The organism is Pseudomonas sp. E315, from assembly GCF_055406205.1.
In genome coordinates this window covers 125,937-144,388 of the sequence record NZ_JBUZPJ010000011.1, presented here as the reverse complement: position 1 = coordinate 144,388, position 18,452 = coordinate 125,937, and the positions used below count along the sequence as shown (strand labels likewise).

The following is an 18,452-nucleotide window of genomic DNA, read 5'->3' as shown; positions in this document are numbered from 1 at the left end:
CGGATTTTGTAGGAGTGCATCGTGCGTAAGTTGACTCAATTGGTTCTCCTGGCAACAGTTTTGGTCGCCACCCCGGCTTTCGCCGAGATGAAAATTGCTGTGCTGAACTATCAAATGGCACTGCTGGAGTCTGACGCTGCCAAGCGTTACGCAGTAGATGCCGAGAAAAAATTCGGCCCACAACTGACCAAGCTCAAAAGCTTGGAAAGCAGCGCCAAAGGTATTCAGGACCGTCTGGTAAAAGGCGGCGACAAAATGCAGCAAGGCGAGCGTGAACGTCTTGAGCTTGAGTTCAAGCAAAAGGCACGTGACTTCCAGTTCCAGTCCAAGGAACTGAACGAAGCCAAAGCCGTTGCTGACCGTGAAATGCTTAAACAGCTGAAGCCAAAACTGGACAGCGCTGTTGAAGAAGTCATCAAAAAAGGCGCCTTTGATCTGGTGTTCGAGCGTGGTGCTGTGATTGATGTCAAACCTCAGTACGACATCACTCGCCAAGTTATCGAGCGCATGAATCAGCTGAAGTAATTATGACTGTGACTATAAAACTCGGCCGCTTGGCCGAGTTCCTCGGAGCCACCTTGCGTGGCTCTGCGGAGAAGGAAATAACTGGGCTGGCCACTTTACAAGAGGCCGGCCCAGCTCAGTTGAGCTTTCTGGCTAACCCCCAATACCGAAAATACCTTGTGGATTGCCACGCTGGGGCCGTATTGCTCAAGCCTGTCGATGCTGAGGGTTACGGTGGGGATGCGCTGGTTGTGCCTGATCCCTATTTGGCTTATGCCCGAATTTCCCATCTGTTCGACCCCAAGCCTAAAGCGACGCCCGGCATTCATCCGTCATCCGTCATTGCGGCAGATGCCGTGGTTGATCCTATGGCCAGTATTGGTGCGTTTGCTGTCATCGAAAGCGGTGCACGAATTGCGGCAGGCGTGACGATCGGCCCGCACTGCTTTATCGGTGCTCGCTGCTCAATTGGTGAGGACGGTTGGCTAGCTCCTCGCGTAACGCTCTATCACGATGTGCACATCGGTAAGCGTGTCGTGATCCAGTCGGGCGCCGTGTTGGGAGGCGAAGGCTTCGGCTTTGCCAACGAAAAAGGTGTCTGGCAAAAAATCGCCCAAATTGGCGGTGTCACCATTGGTGATGATGTCGAAATTGGCGTTAACACGGCTGTTGATCGTGGCGCTTTGGCCGATACGCTGATAGGTAATGGCGTCAAGCTGGATAACCAGATCCAAATCGCTCACAACGTTCAGATTGGCGACCATACGGCGATGGCTGCCTGTGTCGGGATTTCTGGCAGCACTAAAATCGGCAAACATTGCATGTTGGCCGGTGGCGTGGGTTTGGTTGGTCACATAGAAGTGTGCGACAACGTGTTCTTGACCGGAATGACGATGGTGACCCATTCGATTACCGAGCCAGGTGCCTATTCTTCTGGTACTGCGATGCAGCCAGCAGCCGAGTGGCGCAAAAGTGCAGCACGCATTCGTCAGTTGGACGATATCGCCAGACGACTTAAACATCTGGAAAAGCGCGTTGGGGAAGTGACCCCAAGCGGTAAGGCTTCTTCAGAGGGTTAATACAATTTCCATATCAAGCGTGCATAACCACTGGTTTGCTTCCTTGATTTGCTAGAGGAGCGCGCCTTACTCGCGCGCGCCCAATCTTTATTACAGGCTTCCCCACGAAATGATGGACATCAACGAGATTCGCGAATATCTGCCTCACCGTTACCCGTTCCTGCTGGTGGATCGAGTGGTGGATCTGGATGTCGAGAACAAACGCATTCGTGCCTACAAGAATGTCAGCATCAATGAACCGTTTTTTAATGGTCACTTCCCTGCGCACCCAATCATGCCGGGCGTATTGATTATTGAAGCAATGGCCCAGGCTGCTGGCATTCTGGGTTTCAAAATGTTGGACGTGAAGCCTGCTGACGGCACACTGTATTACTTCGTAGGCTCCGACAAGCTGCGCTTCCGTCAGCCTGTATTGCCGGGCGATCAGTTGATTCTTGAAGCCAAGTTCTTGAGCTGCAAGCGATCGATCTGGAAGTTCGAATGCCAGGCATCGGTTGATGGCAAGCCGGTGTGCTCGGCTGAAATTATCTGTGCGGAACGCAAACTATGAGTTTGATTGACCCTCGCGCAATCATCGATCCGACGGCCATTTTGGCCGACGACGTTGAGGTCGGCCCTTGGTCGATCATCGGCGCAGGTGTGGAAATCGGCGAGGGGACAGTGATTGGGCCGCATGTGATTCTCAAGGGCCCAACCAAGATCGGTAAGCACAATCGCATCTACCAGTTTTCTTCGGTGGGCGAGGACACGCCTGATCTCAAGTACAAAGGCGAAGAAACTCGTTTGGTTATTGGTGACCACAACGTTATTCGTGAGGGGGTCACCATTCATCGCGGCACTATCCAGGATCGTGCTGAAACCACGTTGGGCGATCACAACTTGATCATGGCCTATGCACACATCGGGCACGACAGCGTGATTGGTAACCATTGCATTTTGGTTAACAACGCAGCACTGGCGGGCCACGTACACATGGGTGACTGGGCGATTCTTTCCGGTTTCACTCTGGTGCACCAGTTCTGCCATATCGGTGCCCACAGCTTTTCGGGCATGGGGACTGCGATTGGTAAAGACGTGCCAGCGTTTGTCACAGTGTTTGGCAGCCCGGCCCAAGCGCGCAGCATGAACTTTGAAGGCATGCGCCGTCGAGGTTTCAGCGACGATGCCATTCATGCCCTTCGTCGTGCTTACAAAGTGGTGTATCGCCAAGGTTTGACGGTTGAACAGGCACTTGCCGAGTTGGCAGAGCCTGCTGCTCAATTCCCTGAAGTTGCGCTGTTTGTCGAATCCATTCGCTCTTCTACTCGCGGCATTACGCGCTAATCATGGCCAAGTTGCGAGTTGCGCTGGTGGCAGGTGAAGCCTCCGGTGACATTTTGGGCTCTGGGCTAATGCGGGCACTTAAAGTTCAGCACCCAGATATCGAATTTATCGGTGTAGGCGGCCCACTGATGGAAGCCGAGGGCATGCGCTCTTACTTCCCGATGGAGCGCTTGTCGGTGATGGGGCTGGTTGAAGTCTTGGGCCGCTTGCGTGAGCTGCTTAAGCGCCGCAAAGCGCTGGTGCAGACGCTCATCGCTGAAAAGCCAGACGTGTTTATCGGCATCGATGCACCGGACTTCACGCTCAATATTGAACTTCAATTGCGTCGTGCGGGTATCAAGACCGTGCATTACGTCAGCCCTTCGGTATGGGCTTGGCGCCAGAAACGCGTGCTGAAAATCCGCGAAGGCTGCGATTTGATGCTTACGTTGCTGCCTTTTGAAGCCAAATTCTATGAAGAACACGGCGTGCCCGTGCGCTTTGTTGGGCATTCTCTGGCAGACACCATTCCTCTTGAAGCTGACAAAGTGGGTGCACGCGCCGAATTGGGCTTGCCTGATGGGCCGTTGGTCGCTTTGATGCCGGGTAGTCGTGGCGGGGAAGTGGGTAAGTTGGGTGGATTGTTCCTTGATGCGGCGCAGCTCATTCGTGAGGCGCGGCCTGATGTACGCTTTGTACTGCCGTGTGCTAATGCCGCACGGCGTGAGCAAATCGAGCAGTTGATGGAGGGGCGGGATTTACCGCTCACGCTTCTCGACGGGCGCTCGCATCTGGCTTTAGCAGCCTGTGATGCTGTGTTAATTGCATCGGGCACTGCGACCCTTGAGGCGCTGTTATACAAGCGTCCAATGGTGGTGGCTTATCGCCTTGCTCGTTTGACGTTCTGGATTCTCAAGCGTTTGGTTAAAAGCCCTTACGTGTCATTGCCCAATTTGCTAGCCCAGCGGATGTTGGTGCCCGAGCTGTTGCAGGACGCGGCAACCCCGCAGGCGTTGGCTAAAACCCTATTGCCCTTGCTTGACGGTGGCGAAGAGCAAACTCGTGGCTTTGACGAGATTCACCGTACATTGCGTCTAGACGCCTCCAATCAAGCCGCCAAAGCTGTGCTGGGCCTGATTGCACAATCCAAATGAGTAAAGTAACCATGCAAATCGGATTGGACTTCAACTTGGTCGATCAGGCCGACGATCTCGTGGCCGGTGTTGACGAAGTGGGTCGTGGCCCGTTGTGCGGCGCGGTCGTGACGGCAGCTGTGATTCTTGACCCGGCGCGTCCCATCGCAGGGCTTAACGATTCAAAAAAGCTCACTGAGGCGCGCCGTGAAAAGCTCTATGACGAGATCTGTGAAAAAGCCTTAAGTTGGTGTATCGCGCGGGCTGAAGTCGAAGAGATCGACGAGCTGAACATTTTGCATGCCACCATGTTGGCCATGCAGCGGGCGGTTGAAGGGCTGAGCATCACGCCCAAATTGGCACTGATTGATGGCAATCGATGCCCCAAGCTGGCAATGCCCGCTGAAGCCGTGGTTAAGGGTGATAGCAAGGTGCCGGCGATTGCGGCAGCCTCGATCCTGGCCAAAGTCAGTCGTGACCGAGAAATGGCTGCGTTTGAACTCCAATACCCCGGTTACGGCATCGGTGGTCATAAGGGATACCCGACAGCGGTACACCTTGAAGCGCTTGAGCGTTTGGGCCCGACACCGATTCATCGTCGTTCGTTTGGCCCGGTGCGTCGTGCGTATGAGGCCCTTGAAGGCCTCACTGAGGTTTAGCCGCAAGGCTGATGTTTTTGCCAAGGCCCGGTACAATCCGGGCCTTGTTGTTTCTCAAAGCTTATAGACAGGATCACCATGCCGGCTTCATTCGTTCACCTGCGCCTGCACACTGAATATTCCCTGGTCGATGGCCTGGTGCGGATCAAACCGCTGATCAAAACCCTGGCCGGCATGAATATGCCTGCCGTAGCGGTAACTGATCAGAACAATATGTGCTCTCTGGTCAAATTTTATAAAGCGGCCATGGGCGGCGGGATCAAGCCGATTTGTGGTGCTGACCTGTGGCTGTCGAACAAGGATGCTGACAACCCGGTGAGCCGCCTCAGCTTGCTGGCGATGAACGGCGTGGGTTACCGCAATCTCACTGAACTTATCTCCCGTGGCTTTATTGAGGGTCAGCGTAATGGTCAGGTGATCATTGAGCGTGAGTGGGTCGCTGAAGCCGCTGAAGGCTTGATCATGCTCTCGTCAGCCAAAGAGGGTGAAATCGGCGTTGCGCTGATCAGTGGCAACCATGAAGAGGCCGAGGTGCTGGCCCGCGAGTGGATGACGGTTTTTCCGGATCGGTTTTATCTGGAAGTTCAGCGCACCAAGCGCCCTAATGATGAAGAACACTTGCACGCGGCTGTGGCGCTGGCTGAAAAAGTCGGAGCCCCGTTGGTCGCAACCAACGATGTGCGTTTCCTCAAGCAAGAAGACTTCGAAGCTCACGAAACCCGTGTTTGTATTGGTGAGGGCAGGGCGCTTGATGATCCGCGTCGCTCAAAAAACTACAGCGATCAGCAGTACCTAAAAAGCGCTGAAGAAATGGCCGAGCTGTTCAGTGACTTGCCTGAGGCGCTGGAAAACTCGGTAGAAATTGCCAAACGTTGCAACATCGAAGTAAAGCTGGGCACTCACTTTTTGCCCAACTTCCCGATTCCCGATGGCATGACCATCGATGAGTATTTTCGCAAAGTGTCGTTTGATGGTCTGGAAGAGCGTCTCGACGTTCTGCTGCCCAAAGACACCACCGAAGATTACGACGCCAAGCGTCAGGTGTATGTCGATCGGCTGAATTTCGAGCTGGATATCATCATCCAGATGGGTTTTCCTGGTTACTTCCTGATCGTAATGGACTTTATCCAGTGGGCTAAAAGTAACGGCGTGCCTGTGGGGCCGGGTCGAGGGTCGGGTGCGGGGTCGTTGGTGGCTTATGTGCAGAAAATTACTGACCTTGACCCACTTGAATACGACTTGCTGTTCGAACGATTCCTTAACCCGGAACGGGTATCGATGCCCGACTTCGACGTCGACTTCTGCATGGATGGTCGTGACCGGGTTATTGAGTACGTTGCTGAAAAGTATGGCCGTAACGCGGTAAGTCAGATCATTACCTTCGGTTCGATGGCTGCCAAGGCGGTTATTCGTGACGTTGCGCGGGTGCAGGGCAAGTCTTACGGTTTGGCGGACCGCCTGTCGAAGATGATCCCGTTCGAAGTGGGCATGACCCTCGAAAAAGCCTACGAGCAAGAAGAAATCTTGCGCGACTTCATCAAGGTCGATGAAGAGGCTGCTGAAATTTGGGAAATGGCGCGCAAGCTTGAAGGCGTGGTGCGTAACGTCGGTAAGCACGCCGGTGGTGTTGTGATCGCGCCGACTAAGCTCACCGACTTCTCGCCAATTTATTGCGATGAAGAGGGTGGTGGCCTGGTCACCCAGTTCGACAAGGATGACGTTGAGTCTGCCGGTTTGGTGAAGTTTGACTTCTTGGGTCTACGAACCCTGACCGTTATCGACTGGGCGCTGAAAACCATCAACCGCGATCGCGCCAAGGTCGATGAACCCCCGTTGGATATCGCCTTTATCCCGCTGGACGACAAGCCGACGTACCAGCTGCTGCAAAAGGCTGAGACCACTGCGGTGTTCCAGCTTGAGTCGCGCGGCATGAAAGAGCTGATCAAAAAGCTCAAGCCCGACTGTCTGGAAGACTTGATCGCACTGGTGGCCCTGTTTCGTCCGGGGCCGTTGCAGTCAGGCATGGTTGATGACTTTATCAACCGTAAGCACGGTCGAGCTGAACTGGCATACCCGCACTCGGACTATCAGTACGAAGGCCTTAAGCCTGTATTGGCGCCGACCTACGGCATCATTCTGTATCAAGAACAGGTGATGCAGATTGCTCAGGTCATGGCCGGATATACCCTTGGCGGCGCCGACATGCTGCGTCGAGCTATGGGTAAGAAAAAGCCCGAAGAAATGGCCAAGCAGCGCGGTGGCTTTATCGAAGGTTGTGCCAACAACAATATTGATGGCGACCTCGCGGGTAACATTTTCGATCTGGTAGAAAAATTCGCCGGTTACGGTTTTAACAAATCCCACTCGGCGGCTTACGGTCTGGTGTCCTATCAGACCGCATGGCTGAAGACCCATTACCCGGCTCCTTTCATGGCTGCGGTATTGTCGGCGGATATGCACAACACCGACAAAGTCGTGATCCTGATCGAAGAAATTCGCACCATGAAGCTGCGTCTCGACGCACCGGATGTGAATGCCTCGGAGTTTAAGTTCACGGTTAACGACGAAGGCCGAATTATTTACGGGTTGGGGGCCATCAAAGGGGTAGGTGAGGGGCCAGTAGAAGCCATCACCGAAGCCCGACAGCACGGCCCTTTCACAGACTTGTTCGATTTTTGTGCCCGGGTTGACCTTAAGCGCATCAACAAACGCACGCTGGATGGCCTGATTCGCAGCGGTGCGCTTGACCGACTGGGGCCGTTTTTCCATGACGAGCCTAAAGCTTGGCAAGCCAGCATCGACAAGAACCGCGCAGTGCTGCTGGCGGCTATGGAAGAAGCAATCAAAGCCGCAGAACAAACCGCCCGAACCCACGACAGCGGGCATGCCGACTTGTTTGGTGGCCTGTTTGTCGAGGAAGATGCGGATGTTTACGCCAGTCATCGCAAGGCAAAAGAGCTGACGTTAAAAGAGCGTCTTAAAGGCGAGAAAGACACTCTTGGGCTGTACCTGACAGGCCACCCGATTGATGAATACGAAGGTGAGATTCGCCGTTTCGCTCGTCAGCGCATCATTGACCTCAAGCCTGCCCGAGACACCCAGACGGTTGCCGGTATGATCATCGCGCTGCGTGTGATGAAGAATAAAAAAGGCGACAAAATGGGCTTTATCACCCTCGACGACCGTTCAGCCAGAATCGAGGCGTCGCTGTTTGCCGAGGCGTTCCATTCGGCGCAATCGCTGTTGCAGACCGATGCAATGGTGGTGGTTGAAGGTGAAGTCAGCAATGACGACTTTTCGGGCGGTTTACGTTTGCGAGTCAAGCGCGTCATGAGCATGGAAGACGCTCGTACCAGCTTGGCTGAAAGCCTGCGGCTTAAAGTGAGTCATGCCGAGCTTAAAGGCGATCAACTGCGCAGTTTGGGCGAGTTATTGAAAAAACATCGGGGTGCGTGCCCGGTGACGATGGAGTACACCGGCTTGGACGCCAAGGCCATGTTGCAGTTTGGTGACACCTGGAAGATCGACCCGGCAGACAGCTTGATTCAAGCCTTGCGTGACCAGTTTGGGCGAGACAACGTCTTCCTCCAATACCGTTGACGGTCAGGGGCGATTAACGCGCCCTGATCTCGACCTGAATTTTTAATCTCGACCTGAGAGCGCCTGTCCCTTAAGGTAGGCGCGATACAGATCAACCGGCTGCCCCAGTTGGGTTGTTATCGCCAGCAAATGCTGGGCTTTACCCCCACTGGCATGCTTTGCCGCCGACCCAAGACGGATGCTTATGAACCCGAATTTTCTTGATTTCGAACAGCCGATTGCTGACCTGCAAGCCAAAATCGAAGAGCTGCGTTTGGTTGGTAATGACAATTCGCTGAACATCGGCGATGAAATCTCTCGTCTGCAAGACAAAAGCAAAACGCTGACTGAAGATATTTTCGGCAAGCTGACCAGCTGGCAGATTGCTCGTCTGGCCCGTCACCCGCGCCGTCCTTACACACTGGATTACATCGATCACATCTTCACTGAGTTCGATGAGCTGCACGGCGACCGCCACTTCTCAGACGATGCTGCGATTGTGGGTGGCATTGCCCGTCTGGACGATCAGCCAGTCATGGTGATTGGTCATCAGAAGGGCCGTGAAGTCCGTGAAAAGGTGCGCCGCAACTTCGGTATGCCGCGCCCTGAGGGTTATCGCAAAGCCTGCCGTTTGATGGAAATGGCTGAGCGTTTCAAAATGCCGATCCTGACATTCATCGACACGCCGGGTGCCTACCCTGGTATTGACGCAGAAGAGCGTAACCAGAGCGAAGCGATTGCCTGGAACCTGCGAGTGATGTCGCGCCTGAAAACACCGATTATTTCCACCGTTATCGGTGAGGGCGGTTCGGGCGGCGCATTGGCGATCGGTGTGTGCGACCAGTTGAACATGCTTCAGTACTCGACTTATGCCGTGATCTCTCCAGAAGGCTGCGCTTCGATTCTGTGGAAAACAGCTGAAAAGGCGCCGGATGCTGCTGAAGCGATGGGCATCACCGCTGATCGCCTGAAAGGCTTGGGCATTGTCGATAAGGTGATTGGCGAGCCATTGGGTGGCGCACACCGTGACCCGGTTGCAGCGTCTGCCACCATCCGCGCTGAGCTAATTTCGCAGTTGGACGTGTTGAAAAAGCTGGATCACGAAGCGTTGCTCAAGCGTCGTTATGACCGCTTGATGAGCTACGGCCTCTGATCGCTGGCTAATAACCTCGTAGGAGCTGGCGAAGGCTGCGATCTTTTTAATCCAAGAATCAAAAGATCGTAGCCTTCGCAACTCCCACGGGGGTTCATTCACAGGACTGTGTGATGTCCAATCTCTCAACCCTGCTTCTTGAGGCTTTAAAACCCTGGCGCAACGCCAAGGCTTGGCACGTCGGACTCTCTGGCGGCCTGGACTCAACGGTCCTGCTGCATCTTTTGGTACAGCTTCGTAATACCCATTCGCTCCCCACGTTGACCGCTGTCCATGTGCATCATGGTCTACAGGTGGCCGCTGACGCATGGCCGGCTCATTGTCAGGCGCTGTGTGATGGGTTGAGTGTGCCGTTGCAGGTTGTTCATGTGCAGGTGCAGCCGGGCGCGAGTCTTGAGCGTGCTGCGCGTGATGCGCGTTATCAGGCCTTCGTGTCGATTACTGGTGAGCAAGAAGTATTGCTCACCGGCCAGCATCGTGACGATCAGGCTGAAACCCTGTTGTTTCGCCTGTTGCGGGGGGCGGGTGTCAGTGGGTTAGCGGCGATGCCGCAACAGCGTCGCCTAGGGCTTGGGCATTTGTGCCGACCGTTGTTGGATGTGTCTAGAGCCGTGCTTGAGGCTTATGCACAGGCTCACGCATTGCGCTGGGTTGAAGATCCTTCTAACGCGCAGACCGACTTCTCGCGTAATTATTTGCGTCATGAGGTCTTCCCCAAACTGACTCAGCGCTGGCCGCAAGCCGCAGCTATCTTGGCCCGCAGCGCGGCGCATTGTGCTGAGGCACAAAGTTTGCTGAGTGAGCTGGCAGTGCAGGATCTACAGCACGCGAGCTCTGTGAGCGAATTTGAATGGCTTGGGTTGCCGTCACTTGAATTAGCGCCTGTCGTCGGCCTGTCGCCTGCACGCCAGCGTAATGCCTTGCGCCACTGGCTCGCGGATTTTGGTCGCTTGCCGGATACCGAGCATTGGGCGGGCTGGGAGGCTCTGCGCGATGCGCGTAATGATGCACAGCCAGTGTGGCGTCTGAGTGATGGCGAACTGCGCCGGGCTGGCGGTCGGATCTGGTGGTTGTCGGGTAACTGGCTGCGTACGCCGAGCGCGCCTTTGCTTTGGGATGATCCTGCGCAACCCTTGACGCTGCCAGATAACGGCCAGTTGCGTATTGTCGGTGATATTCCAGAGGGGCTGCTGCAAGTGAGCTATCGTCAAGGTGGCGAAGTAATGGCGTTGGCCCAGCGGGGTCATCGCGATTTGAAGCGCCTGCTCAATGAGCGGGGTGTTCCGCTGTTTGCCCGTGGCAGATTGCCGCTGGTGTACCGTAATGAGCAGTTATTGGCGGTGGCAAACCTCAGTGGATTGGACTGCGGCCCTTGTGGGCGCTGGCAATTAAAGTGGTTACCAACTTAGAGCGATCAAGGTTTGAGCTAAATGGGGCTTTCCGGTAGACTACGCTCCCTTCTTGATACAACTTCTGTGGATTCACCAGAATTGCAGATGTTGCCGATTACCAAGCAGTCTTTGCTGGGCGATTTTAAAAAAATGTGTGGCTTGTATCGAACCGTTGGTTTCCATCGGTCTGTTTCAACGCAGCAGTTTTTCGAAAGGTGCACTGTGACTAATGCTGGTGATTGGGGGCTTCGGCCTTCCTTCGCTTTCCCCGGCGGCTCTGACCGCTTTAACGCAGACTTCTAGGGTTTTTCATGACGCGCTACATCTTCGTCACGGGCGGTGTTGTTTCTTCATTGGGGAAAGGCATTGCCTCGGCTTCATTGGCAGCCATCCTGGAGGCGCGGGGACTTAAGGTCACCATGCTGAAGCTGGACCCCTACATCAACGTTGATCCGGGCACCATGAGCCCGTTCCAGCACGGTGAAGTGTTCGTCACTCACGACGGCGCCGAGACCGACCTGGACTTGGGTCACTACGAGCGGTTTATCCGCACGACCATGACCCAGAACAACAACTTCACCACGGGCCGCGTTTACGAACACGTCCTGCGCAAGGAGCGCCGTGGTGATTACCTGGGTGCAACCATCCAGGTGATTCCGCACATCACCGACGAAATCAAACGTCGAATCATCAAGGGCGCCGGCGATGCTGACGTAGCGATGGTAGAGATTGGCGGTACTGTGGGTGACATTGAGTCCCAACCGTTCCTCGAGGCTATCCGTCAGTTGCGCATCGAAGTGGGCGCCAAGCGCGCCATGCTGATGCACCTGACTCTGGTTCCGTACATCGCCACTGCTGGCGAAACGAAAACCAAACCAACGCAACACTCGGTTAAAGAATTGCGCTCCATCGGCCTGCAGCCAGACGTTCTGATCTGCCGTTCAGACCACCACGTTGATGTGTCTTCGCGTCGCAAAATCGCGCTGTTCACCAACGTTGAAGAGCGTGCGGTCATTTCTCTGGAAGACGCCGACACCATCTACAAGATCCCGGGCATGCTGCACGCTCAGGGTCTGGATGATTTCGTTGTAGAGCGTTTTGGCTTGCAGTGCAACAGCGCTGACCTGTCCGAATGGGACAAGGTGGTCGATGCCAAGCTCAATCCAGAGCACGAAGTCACCATCGCGATGGTCGGCAAGTACATGGAGTTGCTGGACGCGTACAAGTCGCTGATTGAGGCGATGAGCCACGCCGGTATTTCCAACCGTACCAAGGTCAACCTGCGCTACATCGACTCTGAAGACATCGAGAACAAGGGCACTGAACTGCTCGAAGGCGTTGATGCCATCCTGGTTCCGGGCGGCTTCGGTCTGCGCGGTGTAGAAGGCAAAATCACTGCCGTTCAATATGCACGAGAAAACAAAGTGCCTTACTTGGGCATCTGCCTGGGTATGCAGGTGGCGGTGATCGAGTTCGCACGTAATGTGCTGGGCTGGAAAGACGCCAACTCCACTGAGTTCGATCGCAGCAGCGGCCACCCGGTTGTAGGCTTGATTACCGAGTGGGAAGACGCGACCGGCGCTGTTGAAACCCGTACCGAAACCTCGGATCTGGGCGGCACCATGCGTCTGGGTGCGCAGGATTGCCAGCTTGCAGCCGGCTCTCTGGTTCACGATTGCTATGCCAAGGACGTGATTGTTGAGCGTCACCGTCATCGCTATGAAGTGAACAACAACCTGCTGCCTCAGTTGATCGAAGCGGGCTTGAAAGTGACTGGTCGTTCCGGCGACGGCGCCTTGGTAGAAGTGGTTGAAGCACCGGATCATCCTTGGTTCGTGGCTTGCCAGTTCCACCCGGAGTTCACCTCCACGCCACGTGATGGCCACCCACTGTTCACCGGTTTCGTTAAAGCGGCACTGGCGCAACACGAGAAGAAGGCATAAACAGCATGGCGCAAAAGATAATTCGCGTAGGCAATATCGAAATTGCCAATGACAAGCCAATGGTCTTGTTCGGTGGCATGAACGTGCTGGAAAGCCGTGATATGGCCATGAAGGTGTGTGAAGAGTACGTGCGCGTTACCGAAAAGCTCGGTATCCCTTACGTATTCAAGGCCAGTTTCGACAAGGCCAATCGCTCATCTGTCAGCTCTTACCGTGGCCCCGGCCTGGAAGAGGGCATGCGGATTTTTCAAGACATCAAAGCTGCTTTTGGTGTGCCGCTGATTACTGACGTCCACGAGCCTGCGCAAGCGGCCGTGGTCGCCGAGGTCTGCGACATCATCCAATTGCCGGCTTTCTTGTCGCGTCAGACTGATCTGGTTGTGGCTATGGCCAAGACCGGTGCTGTGATCAACATCAAAAAAGCCCAATTTCTAGCCCCTCAGGAAATGAAACACATCCTGAGCAAATGCGAAGAAGCGGGCAATGATCAGTTGATCCTCTGTGAGCGTGGTTCGAGCTTTGGCTACAACAACCTTGTGGTCGACATGCTGGGCTTCGGCATCATGAAGCAATTCGAATACCCGGTGTTTTTCGACGTGACCCATGCGCTGCAAATGCCAGGGGGTCGCTCGGATTCTGCGGGTGGTCGTCGTGCTCAAGTGACAGATCTAGCCAAAGCCGGTATCAGTCAGGGCTTGGCGGGCCTGTTCCTTGAAGCGCACCCGGATCCGGACAACGCCAAATGCGATGGCCCTTGCGCCTTGCGTCTGGACAAGCTGGAGCCATTCCTGGCTCAGCTGAAGTCGCTGGATGAGTTGGTTAAGAGTTTTCCGACAATAGAAACCGCGTAACTCTCGTTTCTCCGGTAAAGTACCGCACGATTTCTCGGGCCTCAGGGCCCGAGCCTTATCGTTCGCAAGGCTGCCTGTTATTTAACCCTTGCCAACGATGACCAAATTTCCCTCAGCTGCGTCGTTTTCGTCAACTTTGGAGTATTTACAACAATGGCAAAAATCGTCGACATCAAAGGTCGTGAAGTTCTCGACTCCCGTGGCAATCCCACTGTGGAAGCGGACGTGCTTCTCGACAACGGCATCATCGGCAGCGCTTGCGCGCCGTCCGGTGCTTCCACCGGTTCCCGTGAAGCATTGGAGCTGCGTGATGGCGACAAGAGCCGTTACTTGGGCAAGGGCGTTCTGAAAGCCGTTGCCAACATTAATGGCCCTATTCGTGATTTGCTGCTGGGTAAAGACCCGGTTGATCAAAAGGCACTGGACCACGCGATGATCGCGCTGGACGGTACTGAAAACAAAGGTTCGCTGGGTGCTAACGCCATCCTGGCCGTGTCTTTGGCTGCTGCCAAGGCGGCGGCACAAGACCAGGACCTGCCGCTGTACGCACACATCGCCAACCTGAACGGCACACCGGGTGTTTACTCGATGCCAGTTCCGATGATGAACATCATCAACGGTGGTGAGCACGCTGATAACAACGTCGACATTCAAGAGTTCATGGTTCAGCCAGTTGGCGCCAAGACCTTCTCTGACGCGTTGCGCATGGGCACGGAAATCTTCCATCACCTCAAAGCGGTTCTCAAGGCTCGTGGCCTGAACACTGCCGTGGGCGACGAAGGTGGTTTCGCTCCGAACCTGGCGTCCAACGAAGATGCACTGAAAGTGATCTCCGAAGCCATCGCCAACGCCGGTTACACGCTGGGCACTGACGTGACCTTGGCACTGGACTGCGCGGCGAGCGAGTTCTACGAAGACGGTAAGTACAACCTGTCGGGTGAAGGTCAAGTCTTCAACTCCGAAGGTTTCGCTGAATACCTCAAGGGGCTGACTCAGCGTTACCCGATCATCTCCATCGAAGACGGCCTGGACGAGTCTGACTGGGATGGCTGGAAAATCCTGACCGACAAAATCGGCGAGAACGTTCAGTTGGTAGGCGACGACCTGTTCGTGACCAACACCAAAATCCTGAAAGAAGGCATCGATAAAAAGATCGCCAACTCGATCCTGATCAAGTTCAACCAGATCGGTACGTTGACCGAAACGCTGGAAGCCATCCAAATGGCCAAAGCTGCTGGTTACACGGCAGTGATCTCGCACCGCTCGGGCGAAACCGAAGACTCCACCATTGCTGATTTGGCGGTGGGTACTTCGGCTGGTCAGATCAAGACCGGCTCGCTGTGCCGTTCTGACCGCGTTTCCAAGTACAACCAATTGCTGCGTATCGAAGAGCAACTGGGCGCAAAAGCCAAGTACAACGGTCGCAGCGAGTTCCGCGGCTAAGCACTGGGTGGTAAAAAGACAGCAGATCGTGTTTGAAAGCTCGCTATCTTGGGCTTTTTAACACTAATCTGATGCTTATTCAGTACAGGCCTGGTTCTTCCAGGCTTTGTACTATTCGTTGTGTAGGTTTGTCGGCATGGCTGTCTTTTCACTGGATACCTGATATTCGATGCGCAGTCCCAATTGGTTGTTTCTCATCTTGCTCTTGCTGCTGGCTGGCCTACAGTATCGCCTGTGGGTGGGGAATGGCAGTTTGGCGCAGGTTACCGACCTGAATCAGCAAATTGCTGATCAGCATGCTGAGAACGAAATTTTGCTGGAGCGCAACCGCGTGCTGGATGCGGAGGTGCTTGAGCTGAAAAAAGGCATGGAGACCGTTGAAGAACGCGCTCGCCATGAACTGGGCATGATTAAAGAGGGTGAAACCCTCTATCAGTTGGCCCAATGAGTTATTCGTCACCGGCCTTCTGGGCTGTGATTCCTGCCGCGGGCGTTGGTGCTCGCATGGCCGCAGACCGTCCCAAGCAGTATTTGCAATTGGGCGGGCGCAGTATTCTCGAACACAGCCTCGGCTGTTTTCTCGACCATCCGGGCCTTAAGGGGCTGGTGGTCAGCTTGGCATTTGATGATCCGTTCTGGCCGACGTTGCAGTGCGCGGGCGACTCGCGCATTGCTCGGGTTGATGGTGGGCGCGAGCGCGCCGACTCAGTACTTAACGCGTTACTGCACCTGCATGCTCAGGGCGCCAGTGATGACGATTGGGTATTGGTGCATGACGCGGCGCGGCCGAACCTGTCGCGTGAAGACTTGGACAAACTGCTGAATGAGCTGGCAGACGATCCTGTTGGCGGTTTGCTGGCGGTGCCTGCTCGCGACACCCTTAAGCGGGTGGATAAACATGGCCGAGTGGCCGAAACGATTGATCGCAGTTTGATTTGGCAAGCGTACACCCCGCAAATGTTCCGCTTGGGCGCCTTGCATCAAGCGTTGGCGGACAGTTTGGTGGCCGATGCGAACATCACTGACGAGTCTTCCGCGATGGAATGGGCCGGGCTAGCCCCACGCCTGATTGAGGGGCGTTCTGACAATATCAAAGTCACTCGCCCAGAGGACCTTGAGTGGTTGCGTTTACGCTGGGTTAATCGCTGAAAAAACTCGAATGCCTGCAATCGCTGACGACGCTGCGATGGGCTGGGTTGCGGCCCTGGTTAATGAAACGCCTGCGATATTTTTCGTAGCCTCGCCCCTCGTTAGCGACCACAAAGTTCGTTATTTTCAATTCAAATACTCCTCGCGCTTGGCTAAGCCTTCCTTCAGGTAGTCCACCAGTTTTCTGACCTTGGGCGATAAGTGCCGTTGCTGCGGATAGAGTGCCCACACGGCTGTATTGGGTGGTTGGTGGGCCTCAAGTAAAGACACCAGCGCGCCAGTCTTTAGATATCCCTGCACGTAATAATCAGGCAACTGACACAAGCCAACCCCTAGCAGGGCAGCATCCAATACCGCTTGCCCGCTGTTGCAACGCCAGTTGCCTTGCACGCGTTGTGAAAACTCTCTCCCATCCTGCTGCAATTGCCAGATGTCCGAACTGCCAATCAAACAGTTATGACGGCTGAGTTCCGACACGCTGTGCGGACGTCCGTAATGTTCCAGGTACGATGGCGATGCGCACACATACATGCGCCTTGGCGCAAGGCGGGTGGCAATCAGCCTGGAATCTTGTAAGCGACCCAGCCGAATCGCCAGATCGAGGCTTTCGTGTACCAAATCCAGCGGGCGATTACTGAGTTCAATGTCGACCCGAAGCTGGGGGTAAAGCCCCATGAAGCGCGTAACCAGCGGCACGATAAAGCGTTCGCCATAGGCGACGGCACAGGTCATGCGCAACATGCCTTTGGGCTCGCTGGCCAGATCGCTGATGGCACGTAACGCTTCTTCGCGTCCGTCTTGCAGGCGCTGGCAGTGTTGCAAAAAGGTTTGCCCGGCTTCTGTCAGCGTGACCCGCCGCGTACTGCGATAAAACAAACGGGTTTGCAAGCGTTCTTCAAGGCGGGCCACTTGGCGGCTGATATGCGATGAAGATACGCCCAGCCGTTCTGCTGCCGCTGTGAATTGGCTGCATTCGGCCACGGCGACGAACTCATCGATACCTTCCCAGCGGTTTTCACTCACGGCTTATTGTCCCTGTGCGGCAATAATGTTTTGCTTTCGGTTGGATTATTAATCAGTTGGTCTTGATTTACACTCAGTGTCTTGTTTTTACTTTGCTGGAGACGATTGATGATCAAGTCACGTGCTGCCGTAGCCTTTGAGGCCAAGAAGCCTCTGGAAATCGTAGAAGTAGATGTTGCCATGCCCAAGGCGGGTGAAGTCTTGTTGCGGGTAGTGGCGTCGGGCGTTTGTCATACCGATGCTTACACCTTGTCGGGCGCTGACCCGGAAGGCATTTTCCCATCGATTCTGGGCCACGAAGGCGGTGCGATCGTTGAGGCGATTGGTGAGGGTGTGACTTCAGTTGCTGTGGGCGATCATGTCATCCCGCTGTACACACCTGAGTGTGGCAAGTGCAAGTTCTGCCTGTCTGGCAAGACCAACCTGTGTCAGGCCATTCGTTCGACCCAAGGCAAAGGCCTGATGCCTGATGGCACCACGCGCTTTTCTTACAAAGGTCAGCCAATTTTTCACTACATGGGCACTTCGACTTTCTCGGAGTACACCGTATTGCCTGAAATTTCGGTCGCCAAGATTCAAAAAGAGGCGCCACTGGAGAAGGTTTGCCTGCTCGGTTGTGGCGTCACCACGGGTATTGGTGCTGTGCTCAACACGGCCAAGGTTAAACCGGGCGATACCGTGGCTATTTTTGGCCTGGGCGGCATTGGTTTGTCGGCGGTGATTGGCGCGGTCAAAGCCAAAGCCGCACGCATTATTGCCATCGACATCAACCCGGCGAAGTTTGAAATCGCCAAACAGTTGGGCGCAACCGATTGCGTTAACCCGAAGGACTTTGATCGTCCGATTCAAGACGTGATTGTCGACATGACCGATGGCGGCGTTGATTTTTCTTTCGAGTGCATTGGTAACGTGCAGTTGATGCGTGCAGCCCTGGAGTGCTGCCATAAAGGTTGGGGCGAGTCCGTGATCATCGGCGTAGCCGGCGCGGGTCAGGAAATTTCCACCCGGCCGTTTCAACTGGTAACCGGGCGCGTCTGGCGCGGCTCGGCGTTCGGCGGTGTGCGCGGTCGCAGCGAGCTGCCAAGTTACGTCGACATGGCGCAAAACGGTGAGATCCCGCTGGATACTTTCATCACTCATACGATGGGGCTGGAAGATATCAATAAAGCTTTCGACCTGATGCACGAAGGCAAAAGCATTCGCACTGTTATCCATTTCTAACCAGCAGCGGCAGGTCTCAATC

General features: G+C 54.9%; 16 protein-coding genes. 15 read left to right on the top strand and 1 reads right to left on the bottom strand.

All coding sequences use genetic code 11. The features are described from left to right. Positions 1-21 precede the first annotated feature (21 nt). The 14 genes from ACZRJQ_RS16280 to ispD all read left to right on the top strand — a co-directional run bounded on the left by ACZRJQ_RS16280 (position 22) and on the right by ispD (position 16,186). On the top strand, positions 22-525 hold the full coding sequence (locus tag ACZRJQ_RS16280; protein ID WP_463979347.1) for an OmpH/Skp family outer membrane protein: 504 nt from the start codon (positions 22-24) through the stop codon (positions 523-525). A 2-nt stretch (positions 526-527) separates the two neighbouring features. Next, positions 528-1,583 carry a UDP-3-O-(3-hydroxymyristoyl)glucosamine N-acyltransferase gene (lpxD, locus tag ACZRJQ_RS16275; RefSeq protein WP_463979346.1) on the top strand — a complete coding sequence of 352 codons (1,056 nt, stop codon included), beginning with the start codon at positions 528-530 and terminating at the stop codon, positions 1,581-1,583. Between the two features lie 109 nt (positions 1,584-1,692). Beyond that, positions 1,693-2,133, top strand: coding sequence for a 3-hydroxyacyl-ACP dehydratase FabZ (gene fabZ, locus ACZRJQ_RS16270; protein ID WP_019411583.1), 441 nt, complete (start codon positions 1,693-1,695; stop codon positions 2,131-2,133). Continuing rightward, positions 2,130-2,906 (top strand): acyl-ACP--UDP-N-acetylglucosamine O-acyltransferase, encoded by a 777-nt coding sequence (gene lpxA / locus ACZRJQ_RS16265; RefSeq protein WP_463979345.1) that lies wholly within the window; start codon positions 2,130-2,132, stop codon positions 2,904-2,906. Before fabZ ends, lpxA begins: the two co-directional genes overlap by 4 nt. 2 nt (positions 2,907-2,908) lie before the next feature. Further along, positions 2,909-4,039, top strand: coding sequence for a lipid-A-disaccharide synthase (lpxB, locus tag ACZRJQ_RS16260; protein ID WP_463979344.1), 1,131 nt, complete (start codon positions 2,909-2,911; stop codon positions 4,037-4,039). Between the two features lie 11 nt (positions 4,040-4,050). Further along, on the top strand, positions 4,051-4,677 hold the full coding sequence (rnhB, locus tag ACZRJQ_RS16255; protein WP_463979343.1) for a ribonuclease HII: 627 nt from the start codon (positions 4,051-4,053) through the stop codon (positions 4,675-4,677). Between the two features lie 78 nt (positions 4,678-4,755). Continuing rightward, positions 4,756-8,277, top strand: coding sequence for a DNA polymerase III subunit alpha (dnaE, locus tag ACZRJQ_RS16250; RefSeq protein ID WP_463979342.1), 3,522 nt, complete (start codon positions 4,756-4,758; stop codon positions 8,275-8,277). Between the two features lie 184 nt (positions 8,278-8,461). After that, positions 8,462-9,409, top strand: coding sequence for an acetyl-CoA carboxylase carboxyltransferase subunit alpha (locus tag ACZRJQ_RS16245; protein WP_463979341.1), 948 nt, complete (start codon positions 8,462-8,464; stop codon positions 9,407-9,409). A gap of 113 nt (positions 9,410-9,522) precedes the next feature. After that, the gene (gene tilS / locus ACZRJQ_RS16240) at positions 9,523-10,818 is read left to right on the top strand and encodes a tRNA lysidine(34) synthetase TilS (protein ID WP_463979340.1); all 1,296 of its coding nucleotides are present in this window, start codon (positions 9,523-9,525) and stop codon (positions 10,816-10,818) included. 293 nt (positions 10,819-11,111) lie between these two features. Continuing rightward, positions 11,112-12,743 (top strand): CTP synthase, encoded by a 1,632-nt coding sequence (locus ACZRJQ_RS16235; protein WP_463979339.1) that lies wholly within the window; start codon positions 11,112-11,114, stop codon positions 12,741-12,743. Between the two features lie 5 nt (positions 12,744-12,748). Further along, complete coding sequence (gene kdsA / locus ACZRJQ_RS16230) at positions 12,749-13,594, top strand: 3-deoxy-8-phosphooctulonate synthase (protein ID WP_463979338.1); 846 nt, start codon at positions 12,749-12,751, stop codon at positions 13,592-13,594. Between the two features lie 153 nt (positions 13,595-13,747). After that, a complete protein-coding gene (gene eno, locus ACZRJQ_RS16225; RefSeq protein WP_463979337.1) occupies positions 13,748-15,037 on the top strand; it encodes a phosphopyruvate hydratase in 1,290 nt (429 codons plus the stop codon). 169 nt (positions 15,038-15,206) lie between these two features. Next, complete coding sequence (gene ftsB, locus ACZRJQ_RS16220) at positions 15,207-15,485, top strand: cell division protein FtsB (protein ID WP_463979336.1); 279 nt, start codon at positions 15,207-15,209, stop codon at positions 15,483-15,485. Then, positions 15,482-16,186, top strand: a complete 705-nt coding sequence (gene ispD / locus ACZRJQ_RS16215) for a 2-C-methyl-D-erythritol 4-phosphate cytidylyltransferase (RefSeq protein WP_463979335.1) — start codon at positions 15,482-15,484, stop codon at positions 16,184-16,186. Before ftsB ends, ispD begins: the two co-directional genes overlap by 4 nt. A 126-nt stretch (positions 16,187-16,312) precedes the next feature. Here the strand turns inward: ispD and ACZRJQ_RS16210 are convergent, their stop codons facing one another. Beyond that, positions 16,313-17,209: a LysR substrate-binding domain-containing protein gene (locus ACZRJQ_RS16210; protein WP_463979334.1), complete on the bottom strand. Its 897-nt coding sequence runs from the start codon at positions 17,207-17,209 to the stop codon at positions 16,313-16,315. A gap of 108 nt (positions 17,210-17,317) precedes the next feature. Here ACZRJQ_RS16210 and ACZRJQ_RS16205 point away from each other — a divergent pair, with 108 nt between their 5' ends. Then, positions 17,318-18,430, top strand: coding sequence for an S-(hydroxymethyl)glutathione dehydrogenase/class III alcohol dehydrogenase (locus ACZRJQ_RS16205; protein WP_463979333.1), 1,113 nt, complete (start codon positions 17,318-17,320; stop codon positions 18,428-18,430). Positions 18,431-18,452 lie beyond the last annotated feature (22 nt).

Bases quoted from the DNA above. Each gene is read 5' to 3' on its own strand.
- lpxD (WP_463979346.1), top strand. From the start codon at position 528: ATGACTGTGACTATAAAACTCGGCCGCTTGGCCGAGTTCCTCGGAGCC.
- fabZ (WP_019411583.1), top strand. From the start codon at position 1,693: ATGATGGACATCAACGAGATTCGCGAATATCTGCCTCACCGTTACCCG.
- lpxA (WP_463979345.1), top strand. From the start codon at position 2,130: ATGAGTTTGATTGACCCTCGCGCAATCATCGATCCGACGGCCATTTTG.
- lpxB (WP_463979344.1), top strand. From the start codon at position 2,909: ATGGCCAAGTTGCGAGTTGCGCTGGTGGCAGGTGAAGCCTCCGGTGAC.
- rnhB (WP_463979343.1), top strand. From the start codon at position 4,051: ATGCAAATCGGATTGGACTTCAACTTGGTCGATCAGGCCGACGATCTC.
- dnaE (WP_463979342.1), top strand. From the start codon at position 4,756: ATGCCGGCTTCATTCGTTCACCTGCGCCTGCACACTGAATATTCCCTG.
- ACZRJQ_RS16245 (WP_463979341.1), top strand. From the start codon at position 8,462: ATGAACCCGAATTTTCTTGATTTCGAACAGCCGATTGCTGACCTGCAA.
- tilS (WP_463979340.1), top strand. From the start codon at position 9,523: ATGTCCAATCTCTCAACCCTGCTTCTTGAGGCTTTAAAACCCTGGCGC.
- ACZRJQ_RS16235 (WP_463979339.1), top strand. From the start codon at position 11,112: ATGACGCGCTACATCTTCGTCACGGGCGGTGTTGTTTCTTCATTGGGG.
- kdsA (WP_463979338.1), top strand. From the start codon at position 12,749: ATGGCGCAAAAGATAATTCGCGTAGGCAATATCGAAATTGCCAATGAC.
- eno (WP_463979337.1), top strand. From the start codon at position 13,748: ATGGCAAAAATCGTCGACATCAAAGGTCGTGAAGTTCTCGACTCCCGT.
- ftsB (WP_463979336.1), top strand. From the start codon at position 15,207: ATGCGCAGTCCCAATTGGTTGTTTCTCATCTTGCTCTTGCTGCTGGCT.
- ispD (WP_463979335.1), top strand. From the start codon at position 15,482: ATGAGTTATTCGTCACCGGCCTTCTGGGCTGTGATTCCTGCCGCGGGC.
- ACZRJQ_RS16205 (WP_463979333.1), top strand. From the start codon at position 17,318: ATGATCAAGTCACGTGCTGCCGTAGCCTTTGAGGCCAAGAAGCCTCTG.